18 protein-coding genes are annotated in these 12306 nt (G+C 44.7%); 7 read left to right on the forward strand and 11 right to left on the reverse strand.

What is annotated here, in order from left to right; all coding sequences use genetic code 11:
* Positions 1-35: 35 nt before the first annotated feature.
* The 3 genes from NITUZ_RS08805 to NITUZ_RS08820 are packed head-to-tail and all read right to left on the reverse strand — an operon-like array spanning position 36 to position 2904.
* Positions 36-1406, reverse strand: coding sequence for a hypothetical protein (locus NITUZ_RS08805; RefSeq protein WP_048197226.1), 1371 nt, complete (start codon positions 1404-1406; stop codon positions 36-38).
* Entirely contained in the window at positions 1403-2614 is a 1212-nt protein-coding gene (locus NITUZ_RS10310; protein ID WP_052370155.1) for a hypothetical protein, read from the reverse strand. The genes NITUZ_RS08805 and NITUZ_RS10310 overlap by 4 nt, the downstream gene beginning before the upstream one ends.
* 2 nt (positions 2615-2616) lie before the next feature.
* Positions 2617-2904 (reverse strand): winged helix-turn-helix domain-containing protein, encoded by a 288-nt coding sequence (locus NITUZ_RS08820; RefSeq protein WP_177309500.1) that lies wholly within the window; start codon positions 2902-2904, stop codon positions 2617-2619.
* 224 nt (positions 2905-3128) lie between these two features.
* Here NITUZ_RS08820 and NITUZ_RS08825 point away from each other — a divergent pair, with 224 nt between their 5' ends.
* Entirely contained in the window at positions 3129-3593 is a 465-nt protein-coding gene (locus NITUZ_RS08825) for a hypothetical protein (protein WP_048197227.1), read from the forward strand.
* Positions 3594-3694: 101 nt separating this feature from the next.
* Here NITUZ_RS08825 and NITUZ_RS08830 read toward each other — a convergent pair whose 3' ends face one another.
* Positions 3695-4336: a Snf7 family protein gene (locus NITUZ_RS08830; protein ID WP_048197228.1), complete on the reverse strand. Its 642-nt coding sequence runs from the start codon at positions 4334-4336 to the stop codon at positions 3695-3697.
* Positions 4337-4729: 393 nt separating this feature from the next.
* Complete coding sequence (locus NITUZ_RS10215) at positions 4730-4873, reverse strand: hypothetical protein (protein WP_177309492.1); 144 nt, start codon at positions 4871-4873, stop codon at positions 4730-4732.
* Positions 4874-5081: 208 nt separating this feature from the next.
* Here NITUZ_RS10215 and NITUZ_RS08835 point away from each other — a divergent pair, with 208 nt between their 5' ends.
* The 5 genes from NITUZ_RS08835 to NITUZ_RS08855 all read left to right on the forward strand — a co-directional run bounded on the left by NITUZ_RS08835 (position 5082) and on the right by NITUZ_RS08855 (position 8557).
* Positions 5082-5993, forward strand: a complete 912-nt coding sequence (locus tag NITUZ_RS08835) for a transcription initiation factor IIB (protein WP_048197229.1) — start codon at positions 5082-5084, stop codon at positions 5991-5993.
* 50 nt (positions 5994-6043) lie between these two features.
* The gene (locus tag NITUZ_RS08840) at positions 6044-6469 is read left to right on the forward strand and encodes a hypothetical protein (RefSeq protein ID WP_052370156.1); all 426 of its coding nucleotides are present in this window, start codon (positions 6044-6046) and stop codon (positions 6467-6469) included.
* Between the two features lie 266 nt (positions 6470-6735).
* Entirely contained in the window at positions 6736-7476 is a 741-nt protein-coding gene (locus tag NITUZ_RS08845) for an SDR family NAD(P)-dependent oxidoreductase (protein ID WP_048197230.1), read from the forward strand.
* 45 nt (positions 7477-7521) lie between these two features.
* Complete coding sequence (locus NITUZ_RS08850) at positions 7522-7731, forward strand: hypothetical protein (protein WP_048197231.1); 210 nt, start codon at positions 7522-7524, stop codon at positions 7729-7731.
* Position 7732: 1 nt separating this feature from the next.
* Positions 7733-8557: a 3'(2'),5'-bisphosphate nucleotidase CysQ family protein gene (locus tag NITUZ_RS08855; RefSeq protein WP_048197232.1), complete on the forward strand. Its 825-nt coding sequence runs from the start codon at positions 7733-7735 to the stop codon at positions 8555-8557.
* Here the strand turns inward: NITUZ_RS08855 and cysC are convergent.
* From cysC to NITUZ_RS10065, 5 genes are all read right to left on the reverse strand, one after another.
* The gene (gene cysC, locus NITUZ_RS08860; protein ID WP_081844932.1) at positions 8540-9052 is read right to left on the reverse strand and encodes an adenylyl-sulfate kinase; all 513 of its coding nucleotides are present in this window, start codon (positions 9050-9052) and stop codon (positions 8540-8542) included. The genes NITUZ_RS08855 and cysC overlap by 18 nt on opposite strands.
* Positions 9053-9089: 37 nt before the next feature.
* On the reverse strand, positions 9090-9635 hold the full coding sequence (locus tag NITUZ_RS08865) for a hemerythrin domain-containing protein (RefSeq protein WP_048197233.1): 546 nt from the start codon (positions 9633-9635) through the stop codon (positions 9090-9092).
* Between the two features lie 132 nt (positions 9636-9767).
* A complete protein-coding gene (locus tag NITUZ_RS08870; RefSeq protein ID WP_048197234.1) occupies positions 9768-10412 on the reverse strand; it encodes an SDR family oxidoreductase in 645 nt (214 codons plus the stop codon).
* 32 nt (positions 10413-10444) lie between these two features.
* A complete protein-coding gene (locus tag NITUZ_RS08875; protein ID WP_048197235.1) occupies positions 10445-11281 on the reverse strand; it encodes a metallophosphoesterase in 837 nt (278 codons plus the stop codon).
* Positions 11282-11327: 46 nt separating this feature from the next.
* Complete coding sequence (locus tag NITUZ_RS10065) at positions 11328-11480, reverse strand: DUF2312 domain-containing protein (protein ID WP_155991564.1); 153 nt, start codon at positions 11478-11480, stop codon at positions 11328-11330.
* A 203-nt stretch (positions 11481-11683) separates the two neighbouring features.
* On the opposite strand from NITUZ_RS10065, the gene NITUZ_RS08880 reads away from it, so the two are divergent.
* Complete coding sequence (locus NITUZ_RS08880) at positions 11684-12013, forward strand: hypothetical protein (RefSeq protein ID WP_048197236.1); 330 nt, start codon at positions 11684-11686, stop codon at positions 12011-12013.
* Positions 12014-12145: 132 nt separating this feature from the next.
* Here NITUZ_RS08880 and NITUZ_RS10370 read toward each other — a convergent pair whose 3' ends face one another.
* Positions 12146-12268, reverse strand: a complete 123-nt coding sequence (locus tag NITUZ_RS10370) for a hypothetical protein (RefSeq protein WP_255569377.1) — start codon at positions 12266-12268, stop codon at positions 12146-12148.
* Positions 12269-12306 lie beyond the last annotated feature (38 nt).

Below are 12306 nucleotides of genomic sequence, written 5' to 3' on the forward strand. Positions count from 1 at the left end.
TTTTCTAAAATGTATATGAAGTTTTGTTCAGTTGATCATTCTTTTTTCTCGGAGCTTCGCTTGAGGTTGGCAGCTCTTTCCTCTGCAGGCTTTGCCTTCTCTTCTGAGTGCTTCAAAGAGTCCTCCATGTCCCCGATTAGCATCTCTAGTGCCTTTGCCGTCCTTGTAAACGACGGATCACCTGACGCTGTCTGACTTTTTATCTTGTTCAGCAACGCCTTTGCGGTGTCAAGCTTGGGTTTCATTGAACTGTCTACTTTACTCTCAAGTTGCACAAGTCTTTCCTCCAGTCTCATTATCTCTTCAAGTCTGGGATTTTTGGTCTCTTTTTGCTCAGGTACTGGCTGGATTTCCGCTTTGTTTTCCCTGCTCTTTGATTGTACGTACGACTCGATCTCCCTTACAGCAGAGTCGATTAACGCCAGCTTTTCAAGTGTGTCTTCGCTTGCAGTCTGGTTCTTTATTTGCGTGAGAAGCTGCCTTGCCGCGTCAAATTTGGTTTTTACTGAGCCATCAATGCTTCTCTCAAGGCCCATCAGTCTGCCCTCAAGCTTTGCAATTTCGGACTGGATTTTCTGGCTCTTGTAATCAGATATGCTGATGTTAACAGAATAGTGTTTTATCTTGATAATGAGCTGGCTTGCATCTCGTGTTGAGACAAGTTCTTCCTTTATTTTGGTCAGCTTTGCAATGTCTACATCCGAGAGCCCAAGCTCCTTTGCCTGCAATAGTATGGCATCAATTTGCGCAATGTATTCATTTACAAATGCCTTCACTCTGGCGTTTGACTGTTGGATGGTCTGCTCTTTTATCTCGCGCTGTATCCTGTTCTGCTCAGCTTTGAGCTCGCCTAACATCCTGTCAACTTCTGCAAAGTTACCTGCTGCCAGACTTGATTTGGCATTCTGTATCAGCTCGTCGGCCTTTGCAAAGTCTACTGTAAGACTGTTTCTTATGACTGTAGTTCTCAGCGTGTCAATGTATTTCTCCGTCCTGACAAGATTATTCCTGTACGTTGCCTCCGATACCTGCTGGGTCGTGGCAGTCATCATGCTTGTGTCGGCTGCTGGCACTGCCTTTTGTGCAGGTGCCGGCTCTGAGAACGTCTGTGAGATCTGCCTGAAGATCTTCATTGCAGACATGAAGCGTTGCTTTGCCTCTGAGGTGTTGTTCTGATTTGCGGCCGCAACAAGTAGGTCCGTTTCCGCATCGCCTTTTGCGTACAGCTCCTTTACCTCTGCAGACACACTGTTCATCCTGTCAAGCTGTATCTTTATCTGCGCCCTTGCCTGCGTGGCAAGATTGACAAGCGAGTCAAGATAGGCATCTGCAAATACCTGCTCGTATCCTACCATCATGCTTCCTACCAATACAAGCAGTATTGCTGAAAATAGCTTTGATCTCATAGTCCTTCCTCCTTTTTCTTTAGCTTGACCAAGTTTTGAAAGTCCTTCTTTTCAATCTCAATAATACCTTGTCTTTCCAGACGCTTGACTGCCCTCCACATGGTGGTTCTAGGCATGAGGAATTTCTTGCGCAAATCACGTTCGTATGCTTGGCCCCCGTTTTGTGTGATAAACTCGACTAGCTGCTTGTCATCCTCCCTCATCTCTTGTCCTGTGGCCATATCGTCCACGTCCTGCTCTGCCTCCTCGACATTTCTCTCAACATGATTTGTCTTTTTTAGGACGCTCTTTGTCCTCTTGGCAATTAGTGTAATTGTTGTGATGGCGCCGCCTATTGCAGCTATCGATGTCGCAATTCCAACTATGTTGTTGCTAAAGTAGGTCAGAGGGTTGTTTGTAGTCGAATTGCCTTTGGAGCTTCCTTCGGCAGCTTCTGCAAGGACTTTTGCTTCGTTTGCAAGCTTTTCTGCCTGATCATATTTTCTTTCCTCAAATGCCTTCTTTGCGGCATCAAGCTTTGTTTTGATTTCAAAGGTAGCGATGCCCTGGCTTTCGAGTCTGCCTACCATCTCCTCGACTCCTGATATCAGGTTCCCGATTATGGTTCCCCTTCCAGTAACTCCGAAAAAGTAGTCCACCTCGTTGGGCCCGTTTGCAAGTGAGAGCCTTGGTTGGTCACCCACAGTAAGCACCGAGTTTGGAATGCTGGTCATGCCGACAACCACCGTGTTTTGCGGTAATGTCAGGGTGTAGTCAATTGGCGAATCTACTTTGAACGTCCAGATTCTGCCGTTTTTTGTAACCAAGTCATAACTGTCATAACCGACGAAAATGCTAGTAGCACCAAAAGTGTCAATTTTTGCAGTATCGCCAATAATCTCATACGATAGCAATAATCCGTCCTGGTCCTGCGCCACAAAGTTCTCTATTGTAATGCCAAAAAGTTCCACCACTATTTCTGCATCCTGTGGGCTGGACAGGACCTCCTGCGAGACGTGTGTAGTGCCATCAGGATAAACTGTAAAGTCCACCGTACGTAACGTAGATCCAAAAGAGTTGGCAGGCAGTACTACTGTAAGCAGTAGGCCGAACAGTATCAGGGGCGCCTTTAGCATTCTATTGAGGATATCTGCAATCCTTACAAAAAGCATTCCCTCCAGGTTCGGAATCTCCTGTGGGTTACAGAGTACTGCCTCGTGGTTTTCCATGGTTAATACCTTAAATTGAGCGCGTCTAGGAGCGATTGGAACTTACGGAACTCCTGGACAAACTCTATACCCTTTTCGGTTATGGTGTAGAGTCTGTTTTTGTCGGTTCGTACCGTCTGTACCAAGCCGGCAGTTGAGAGTTTTTCACACTTTTCTATTACAGCATAGTGTGAAAGGTTGGCTCTCCTTGAGATGGCAGAGACTATAGCACCTTGTCTGCCTCCCTCCATAGTCACGTTAAGGATATCTCCCATTATGCCCATTTCGGACCTGTATTGTTGTTTTGACATGGTATAGTAATAGTTGCCAGTATTCATTAGGGACATTTTGAAACCCCAAAGCGGAACAGATAGCGGAACGGGCGTTTCAGGTTTCTGAAACGGTGGAAAATCGCATTTTTCTGCGGCGGGGGAGCAAAAATAAAGTGAAGATTTGGTTTGGCAAAGGCCTAAGCTTTTCTACTGCTTCATCTTTATTAGGCATAATCCGGTATAATTTACAAACCCGTGATACAATGTTTGAAAAACTTAAGAGGAGTGAATCCATCGAACAGGATACTGGAATGATGGAGCAGGAAAATAAAGCGGAACAGATAGCAGAACAGCCCAAGACGGCATCTGATATAGGCATAGGCGAGCTGATTAACAAGCGTGCCAAGCTAGAGGAGGCAATCGACTATGTCGGCCTTATGATAAAGAATCTCAAGGACAAGAGGACTAGGCTGGAAAAGGAGATAGAGGAAGAGTCAGTCGACATAAAGAACCTCAAAGAAAAACTTGTCAAAGTCAGCGAGTATATCGAAGAGGAGAACCGTGGTATAAGAGATCTTTCCAACAAGAGGGCTCAGGTAGAACACGAAGCCGATGAGGTAGGGACCCTGATTAACAATCTTAGGAACAAGCTTGCCAACATAGACAGCATAGTCGAATCCGAGGAAAACAAGGTAAAAAGCATCAAGGAATCAAGGCCAAAGGCATAGAGTTTCACCGTTTCAGTACAGTATTCCTAGCGGAACGGCAGCTGTTTTTACAAAAATCTTTGATTTTAGGCAGTTAGAAAATGAAAAGAGGGGAAAGATACTTAGAGGTATCTTGTGGATTGGGCAGACTGGGTACTTGCTGGCATTGACGGGAATTTGTCCCCGATTTGCTGCTCTGCAAGGGCTGCTGCTTCCTCCAGAATCCTTTCGGACTCTTCGTTTGTTGTTTGATCCATGCCGAACGCTGAATCGCCTGAGAACGATTCCATCATTAGACCGTTTAGCATCTCCGTCATTGCGCCCAGTTCTCTGTCCGCTTCTGGCATGAATTTGCCAAGTGAGGATCTGAGACTCTTCATCAGGCCGATGGTTGGTGCTATTGTGACTACCGTGTCACCTAGATCATGGAATGTGGTTAGTCTAAGTTCTATTTGCTCTAACGCCATTCTGCAGTTTCCTAGCATTTTTGAGACTTTGCGTACTTCGGCAAGCTCGTTTGCCAGTACCTTGCTTGTGTGAATGTCGTGTTTTTGGGTGGCAGCTACTATTCTTTGGAATATCTTCTCGTCCCTTTGATGTAGTTTTGTAAGCATGCCATCAAGCTTGGCGATTTGGCCGTGGAGGTTCTTTACAGCCATCTCTATTCGTGGCTTTAGGGCTCCTTTTGGCTTGATCACGTCATTGAACTTTTCCGATATGCTCGGTGTTGGTGGTCTGGACCATGACTTTTGGAAGTTTGTCATGCTTGAGATTATGTAATTTATTCAAATTGGGAGGTGTGAAGGAGTTTTCACCAAAAGATCGAAGGGCCATATGTGTAACGCCCGTTTTTAGGCATGAAAACATATCTGTATGGTATACACTAGGCATAAAATAAAAGAAAAAACAAAAACGCTTTTAGCTTATTGGGCTAGGATGCTTTGTGGATGGAATTTTTTGATGTGAACCGATACCCCGTGTGAGGACGAAGCAGGTTCACCGCAACATGGACATTTTTCCATTTTATTGACCATACCTCAAATAAATACTATTTAAGCATTACGTTTTTCGGATCCGAAAAACGGTAGAAGGTAAGATCGGATGTAGACAGGATTTTTGTATGAAGGTACGAAATTTACAATTGCATGATCACAGATTTACAGAAGTGATTTTCTGAGAGTTTCGTTGATGAGGCTGGAAAAACTCACCGACTTGTTTGTCTTTCTTATCAGTTCTGCCTGCATCTTGCGCAAAGCTTGTTCTATGTTTTCGTCTAGTAGGATGGTGTGACGTTTACTCATCAAATGAAAACCGGATTTGTTATATTTAATCTACAGTTTGATTATCATATAATTATCATATTTTCAACAAATTCATGATTTTTAGTTTTTAAAGGCCTGGATCTGTGCCTTTTAAATACTATGGACCGAATTTCGGCAAAAATCGGTCTCAAATACGTCCTGATAGTTAAATCTTTTTATTGAGAATCGATAGAAACACTATGAACTTATGACACAAACTTCACGAAATAGCGATCGTTGTCCACGTTGCGCTAAAGGTTCCATGGTAACTGATGGAAGTACCGGCGAGATGTTTTGCAACACTTGCGGGTTTGTTGCCACGGAACGAGTCGAAGAAGAGGGACCAGAATGGCGTTCGTTTTCAAAGGAAGAAGGAGAAAACAGAACAAGAACTGGGACTCCGACCTCGTTGGCAATGCATGACATGGGTCTTGCGACCATCATTGGTCAGGCAGACAAGGACGCATCAGGCAAACCGCTAACCTCATCTATGAAGAGCACCATCGAGAGGCTCAGGACATGGGACTCACGAAGCCAGGTTCACGAGCCAGTAGACAGAAACTTTAGGCAGGCTTTCTCAGAGCTTGACAGACTAAAGGACAAGCTGGCACTATCTGATGCAGTGATTGAAAAAACTGCGTACATCTACAGAAAGGCGTTGGATAAGGGTCTTGTAAGAGGACGTTCAATTCCAGGCCTTGTTGCAGCAGCACTATATGCTGCGTGCAGAAACACGGAAACGCCAAGAACCTTGACGGATGTCGCAAACGGAATCAACATCAAGCGAAAGGATGTGGCAAGGTGTTACAGACTGCTTCTACGGGAGCTTGATCTGAAGATGCCCGTTGTGGATCCAATCAAGGGTGTGGCAAGAATTGCAAGCATTGCAGATCTTAGCGAAAAGACAAAGAGAAAGGCGCTAGAATTCCTCAAGGAAGCAAGTAGAATCGAGGTCTCGGCAGGAAAGGACCCGATGGGACTTGCAGCAGCTGCTTTGTATTTGGCATGCGTGATGCTTGGTGAGAACAAGACGCAAAAGGACATTGCTCAGGCAGCTGGTGTAACCGAGGTAACTATCAGAAATAGATACAAGGGCCTCAAGGAAGCACTAAAGCTCTAAAACCTCTTTTTTATTGGAAATTTTAAAAACAATCAGACTTGATTTCCCACATGAGAAAATTAGTCATAGCTGCGGTGGCAGTCATCATAGTAATCGTTTTGGGTCTTATTCTTACCCCGTCTGAAAAAACTGCAAGAACTCAGATTTACCATGTAAGACTTGCAGATCCGGACATGTACAAGGACGGGATATATTCAGAAACATTCCAGATCAAAAAGGGCATATATGAATTCAGATTTGTCCCAAATGGCGATAGCCCTCAGACACTATCGATTGCGCTAAAGGGGCCCACGTTTTCTTTTGCCGAAGATTTCAAGCTTGAAGGAACACCACACGATACTGGAATATCAAGATACTATACCTGGGAGTATATTGGAGAAAGTACGATTCAAGTTCCAGATGATCAACAACTTGAGATTCTCATTAATCCGCATGGAAACTTGTTAGGGCCGGTTTCCGTATACTTGATAGAATAAACGGCGGCGTGGCCCCAAGCGCAGAACATGAGAGAATACCTCTCGCTCCCTTTACGCCGATGCGTGTTATGGGACACAAACTAGTTCTACTGGGCCACGCGTCCTTTAGTCGATAGGATTTATGTCCTTTCGCATCAATTCTTATAGGAATTTATGATATTTAAGAATTAGTGTGATTTTTTACAAAAAAGAACCGCATATCGTTAAAAAATTTTTGCCTGTTCTTCCAACAAAGCAATTTATGATTTGCCAAAAAGAATACGGTGATGAAGCTTGGCGGAAAGGTTGCATTGGTCACAGGGGCAAGCCGTGGAATTGGAAAGGCTATTGCAGAGATGTTTGTACGTGAGGGTGCCAGTGTAGTAATAACATCAAAAGATCCGAAAAGGCTCAAAAGTACTGCAAAAGAGATTAGCGCATTTGCTGTTATTGCAGACATAAGAAAGGATATCCAGGTGAGGAATGCAGTAAAAACGGCCATAGATAAATTCGGCAGGCTCGACATACTTGTAAACAATGCCGGTATTTTTCCCAAAATCAAAAAGCTCCATCTGATATCCGAGAAGGAATGGAATGATGTGATCGATGTGAACCTCACAGGACAGTTCCGGTTCACAAAGTACGCCATTCCGCACCTACAAAAACACGGAGGCGTCATAATCAACATATCATCTGATGCAGGACTCAAGGCGTACGAGAATTTTAATGCCGACGCGTATACTGCGTCAAAGGGTGCACTTGTTTTACTCACAAAATCATGGGCTCTCCAGTATGCAAAAGACAAGATCCGGGTCAACTGCATATGTCCGGGAGTTGTCGAAACAGATATGACGCAAGGATTTCTTTCCAGCTTGGCAGACAGGGAGATTCTCAACGCTGAATATCCAATTGGAAGAATAGGTACGGTAGAAGATGTTGCCAAGTCTGCGCTGTTCTTTGCATCCGATGACTCTTCATGGGTTACTGGTGCAGTGCTTCCACTAGATGGCGGCGAGTCCGCAAAATAGAGTACAATCTAATCAATTTAATATTACAATATTTGAGATAACACATTGGAAACAAAGAGGAAAAAGCGGGCAAAGACGATAATTTTATTGGCAATAATCTGGTTTGTGGTGTCGCTCCCGTTACCGTGGCTTTTTACAACGCCTGACGAAGTAAGGCCGCAGACGTTCATACTATTGCAGATAATCGGTCTGATCTCGATCCCGTTTATCGTGCTTGCCATAGTTTGGACGATAAAGCCAGAGCTTGCAACATAACATGGCTGTAGACCTACCTTTTCCAGACCCTCTTGATGAGGCAAGACTTGCAGTAGAGGCGGCATTTAGGGCAAGCAAGGCAGTGATGGAGATTTACAGTAAGGACTTTGCCGCGCAGACAAAAAAGGACAACTCGCCTATCACCATGGCGGATTTGGAAAGTAACAGGATAATCAAAGAAGTGCTTGCGTCATCTGGGCTGCCCATTTTGTCAGAAGAAGATGATGATGACATCTCAAGACTAGACCACGACAGGATATGGATTGTAGACCCGCTAGATGGCACAAGCGACTTTGTCAACAAGACAGGCGAGTTCACCATAATGATTGCGTTAGTTGAGAACAAAAAGCCCGTGCTGGGTCTGATCAGCCACCCTACGACAAACTCGCTGTTCCTGGCGCAAAGCGGCAAGGGCGCACATATGCTAATGGATCACACATGGAAGAAGCTTTCAGTGAGCAGGACAAGTGAGCTTGCAAAATGCAGAGCAGTCGGAAGCAGATTCCATCTGTCAGAGCAGGAAAAAGAGTTTTTTTCAAAGCTTGGAGTTCTCAGCTTTGAGAGCAAGGGAAGCTCGCTAAAGGTTGCAGAGATATGCATGGGTAAGGCAGATCTGTACCTGACAGCGTCAAACAAGATAAAGCATTGGGATACATGCGCCTCATACTGCCTTATCACAGAGTCGGGAGGAATGATGACGGATATGAACGGCGGCGAGATATTTTACAATGTGGAAAAGCTAAACCACCAGAACGGCCTTTTGGTGTCTAACGGTCTTGTGCACAAGCAGATAGTAGACAGATATAGATCAGAGTACGTTCTTTGATTTTAGAAAGTTAACAAGGTTCTGGACGCTCTGCTCAAGTGTCTCTTTTTCCGTATCTAATATTAAATCGGGATTTTCTGGTGCTTCGTAAGGGTCGCTGACACCGGTAAAGTTTTTGATCTCGTTTGCCCTGGCCTTTTTGTACATTCCCTTGACATCGCGCGTCTCACACTCTTGAAGTGAGCATCTTACATACACTTCAAAGAATCTGCTGTCATCTGCGATAATCTTTCTTGCGTCCTCTCTGTTTACGATAAATGGGCTTACAAGCGATACTCCGCTTGAGACGTTGTGTTTTAGGAGCAGTTTTGCCAGGTGCGCCACGCGTTTATTGTGCTCGATCCTGCCTTCCTTGGAAAAGTCCTTGGGCGATAGCCATTCCCTTAGCTCATCACCGTCAAGTATTGCAAGGTTTGGCACGTGTTTTTGCATTGCTCTAACTATTGTGGTCTTGCCAGAGCATGGAAGACCTGTCATCCAAACTACAAACGCCATTTGCAGATTCTCCTCAAATTCCTAGTTCTTAAAGACTTTACGGAATGCGGTACCATTCCTGTTCTTCCAGATATTGTATCTGATCCATTATAGTCTGGATTTTTGTCGATACTGCCATCACTGATTGAAACTGCTCGTACATCTCCTTTTCCTCCTCTGCCGAGAGCACTTTGGACTGGGCCTTGGAGAAGAACTCTTCCTCTTTTTTTAGGTGATCATGCAGATAGATAAAATAAGTTCTCAGAAAGCGGGCAACTGGTTCGCGTGCATCATTGCCGGCTTTCCATTGCTGCAGATATTTTGAGATGTTCTTTGCTATCCTTCTGCTGAACTCGTGTTCGATCATGAACTTTCGGATCTCATCCTTTAGCGCATCATAGCTTGCAACACAGGCAAAGTAAGAATCTTCTTCCCTTGAATAGTGGATCGAATCAAGGAATTCTGATATTACAAATGTGATCTTTTCAATGTCGGAGAGCGGGATTTCCTTTCCGGCATACAGATCAAGATAGCATTTTTCAATTATTTTCTCAAGCCGTTTTATTTTCAGATGGTCTTCTCGGAGGGTCTCAGTGGCGCTCATTTCCGGTCAGGATTGGCAGACTGTGCATGTACACTTCATCATGTTTGCCTTGCCCATGCACTGATCGTGTTTTTCCTCAAAACACTTGTGACACACTACCATGGCTATCCAAAATCGCGCTTACTTTTATGTTTAAAGAACAAAGTTGGAATTTGCTCCATCAAAGTTGATGGTAACTCCGGAAAGATATTTGATCCTGTTTTTCACTATGGCAGCTACAAAATCACCTATTTCCCTTGGCTCGCCTACTCTCCTCATTGGAAGCGATTTGGCAAACTCGTCAAGATCCCCCACGAGCTCCCTCATCCTGTCTGTGTTTATTGGTCCTGGTGCAATGTTTACACAACTGATGTTCTTTGAGCTTAGATCTTTGCTTGCAAGCTTGAATACTGCGGTGAACGCAAGGCGGTATGCGCTGGAGATGACAAGTCTGGGGTTTGGTTCCCTTATGACGCCAGATGTTATCGCAAAGATGTAGCCGCCGTTACGAACCTTTAGTTTTTGCAACAGAATACAGAATCCAAGGAACAGCTGGTTGTGGTATTTCTGCCAGTCCTTCTCGGTTACTTGGGAGAACTGTTTTGGGACAGGTCCGCCGGTGTTTAGTACAAGGATATCGGTTTCCTTGTGTTTTTTGATGAATCGCTTGACGCTTGCAAGATTTGAGGTGTCTATGTCTTTTCTTGATGCGGCAATCACGTCGCAGTCTATTGTTCTAAGAGACTCTGCAATAGCTCTGCCGATTCCACTGGAGCCTCCAAGAACTATGGCCTTCATTTGCTTTCCGTATAAGTGCAATTCATTTTAGTTTAGCGATCCACGTTGACTGTAAACATGATTAGCTTTCTTGGATCATCCTGCATTACGGCAAAGTGCGGCCTTGCAAAGCCGCCAGTGTGGTGACCCTGTGGGCCCCCAAGCCCCATCCTGAAAAGATAGTTGGCCGTTTTTTCTATTAGAAACTCTCTTTTTTTGAGTGAGTGTGAGGAGATTCTTTCTAGCTGGTGGTCAAAGGACCAGATGTTAGTTATCCTATCGCCTTCCTGCTTGATGGCAGCCTCAATATGCTGGTGACCGCACAGTATGACAAAGTTGTCAAAATGCTCGCCGACCTCCCTGAATGCAGACGATGGTTTGTAGTGGTATCCAAAATAGCTGTAAAACTCCGAGTCCTGATCTGAGAGGCGCTGCCATGTCCGTTGGTACAACCACGGATCCTCACCGTTCTTTGTTATCTTGTCTGGATTTATCGGCCCCCCGTGCACGCAAAAGAGCTTGCTTTTTTTGTCCACTATGAATTGGTCTCCGTACGTTCCGTCTTTGTTTAGATTAAAAAACTCTAGATCTTGGGTTGATAGTGCTTGATGTGCCAGCACACTGGCATCAGAGCTTCCGCTGATCTCCTTTTTGTATAGGAATCCCTCGTCATGGTTCCCCATCACCGAGATCATCTTGTATGATTTTCCAAGCTCTGACATCTTTCTTAGAACTTGGGCTGGCCCGGTTCCACGCTCCATCAGATCACCCAGATTGATTATTCTTGATATCTTGCCGTATTTGTTCTCAAAGTCGGCCGAAAAGGCAATTTTTAGAATTGTCTCAAGCCCGTTTATGTCTGCATGAATGTCTGAAAATATTAGATCCACGACTAGAAAGAAATCTTTGCAGTAAAAATACCATGCATTATGAAAATTAGGTTAGGATGTTTATTCCGTTTTCTTTGGCTTCCTTTTTTATCTCTACTATCTGATTGTTAATCTCCTCGATTTCGTTTACAAGCTCCGTGCGCCTATCTATTAGCGTCTTTAGCATCGAAGTGTATAGATTGATTAGACTTTGGCTCATTTTTTCACAAGTACCCTTTTCGAGTTGACTCTTAAACCCTTACTGATGAATTGTCCTATCACTCTTGTCAACATCCAGCTCGCCGGCAGCGCTGGAATTTGCCATGACGGAAGGGGTTATTTTGTTCGTTGCCAAATCGGTCTTGCCCTCTTAATAAAGAACAGACATAGAAGTTAAAGGCAAATCAGGTTCACGGCTGCCAAATGTTCGAGGATCTGGTAAAGGAGGCAATAAGGGCGCCCAGTGCGGAAGGGGCAAGCGCAATAATGCAGTCAAGCGTGCCAAATGAGGTACAAGGATTCATTCCTAATCTGGTAGCTCAGCTTGACCAGGGCGCTGACCCGTCAGTGGTGGCAGACGAGGCCCTAAACAGGACGTTTGATATAGTCGAATCCACTGTTCTGACTGATGCGACAGCCCACGTTCTTGACAAGTTTTCAGACAGGATAGTGAATCTGCTCTTTGGGGAGCCGTTCCTGCGTGTGTTAGAGCAGGCCGCAATGCTGGTCACAAATAACATTGTGCCTTCCTAGGAAAAAGAATTGCACTTGCAGCCGCGCACAAGGCATTTTCCTTTCTTGTCGTGCGAGCTGCGGTGGTGAAAACATCCTGCCGAGACGTTTTTGCAGATCATATTTTGTATCTGCATAACTTGTTAATCCGTATTACGCTACCGCGATTTTGATCTGTCTTGATTCGTGGTTGCAGATATTCTTGTGCAGTGTCACAATCAGTTCATCCTTGAATGTCAGATCGCATCGGTAGCATTTCCAAGCAGTTGTTGTCATGATATCCAAAATGTGATTTTTGTATTTAACGCGCGCGT

Origin of the sequence: Candidatus Nitrosotenuis uzonensis (assembly GCF_000723185.1) — an archaeon.
Taxonomy (GTDB): domain Archaea; phylum Thermoproteota; class Nitrososphaeria; order Nitrososphaerales; family Nitrosopumilaceae; genus Nitrosotenuis; species Nitrosotenuis uzonensis.

Coding starts and splice junctions, on each gene's coding strand:
- NITUZ_RS08865 (WP_048197233.1), bottom strand. CDS start 9,635: ATGAGCGCCACTGAGACCCTCCGAGAAGACCATCTGAAAATAAAACGG.
- cysC (WP_081844932.1), bottom strand. CDS start 9,052: ATGGCGTTTGTAGTTTGGATGACAGGTCTTCCATGCTCTGGCAAGACC.
- NITUZ_RS08845 (WP_048197230.1), top strand. CDS start 6,736: ATGAAGCTTGGCGGAAAGGTTGCATTGGTCACAGGGGCAAGCCGTGGA.
- NITUZ_RS08805 (WP_048197226.1), bottom strand. CDS start 1,406: ATGAGATCAAAGCTATTTTCAGCAATACTGCTTGTATTGGTAGGAAGC.
- NITUZ_RS10215 (WP_177309492.1), bottom strand. CDS start 4,873: ATGAGTAAACGTCACACCATCCTACTAGACGAAAACATAGAACAAGCT.
- NITUZ_RS08820 (WP_177309500.1), bottom strand. CDS start 2,904: ATGTCAAAACAACAATACAGGTCCGAAATGGGCATAATGGGAGATATC.
- NITUZ_RS08840 (WP_052370156.1), top strand. CDS start 6,044: ATGAGAAAATTAGTCATAGCTGCGGTGGCAGTCATCATAGTAATCGTT.
- NITUZ_RS08870 (WP_048197234.1), bottom strand. CDS start 10,412: ATGAAGGCCATAGTTCTTGGAGGCTCCAGTGGAATCGGCAGAGCTATT.
- NITUZ_RS10065 (WP_155991564.1), bottom strand. CDS start 11,480: ATGAGCCAAAGTCTAATCAATCTATACACTTCGATGCTAAAGACGCTA.
- NITUZ_RS08880 (WP_048197236.1), top strand. CDS start 11,684: ATGTTCGAGGATCTGGTAAAGGAGGCAATAAGGGCGCCCAGTGCGGAA.
- NITUZ_RS08835 (WP_048197229.1), top strand. CDS start 5,082: ATGACACAAACTTCACGAAATAGCGATCGTTGTCCACGTTGCGCTAAA.
- NITUZ_RS08830 (WP_048197228.1), bottom strand. CDS start 4,336: ATGACAAACTTCCAAAAGTCATGGTCCAGACCACCAACACCGAGCATA.
- NITUZ_RS08825 (WP_048197227.1), top strand. CDS start 3,129: ATGTTTGAAAAACTTAAGAGGAGTGAATCCATCGAACAGGATACTGGA.
- NITUZ_RS08855 (WP_048197232.1), top strand. CDS start 7,733: ATGGCTGTAGACCTACCTTTTCCAGACCCTCTTGATGAGGCAAGACTT.
- NITUZ_RS10370 (WP_255569377.1), bottom strand. CDS start 12,268: ATGACAACAACTGCTTGGAAATGCTACCGATGCGATCTGACATTCAAG.
- NITUZ_RS10310 (WP_052370155.1), bottom strand. CDS start 2,614: ATGGAAAACCACGAGGCAGTACTCTGTAACCCACAGGAGATTCCGAAC.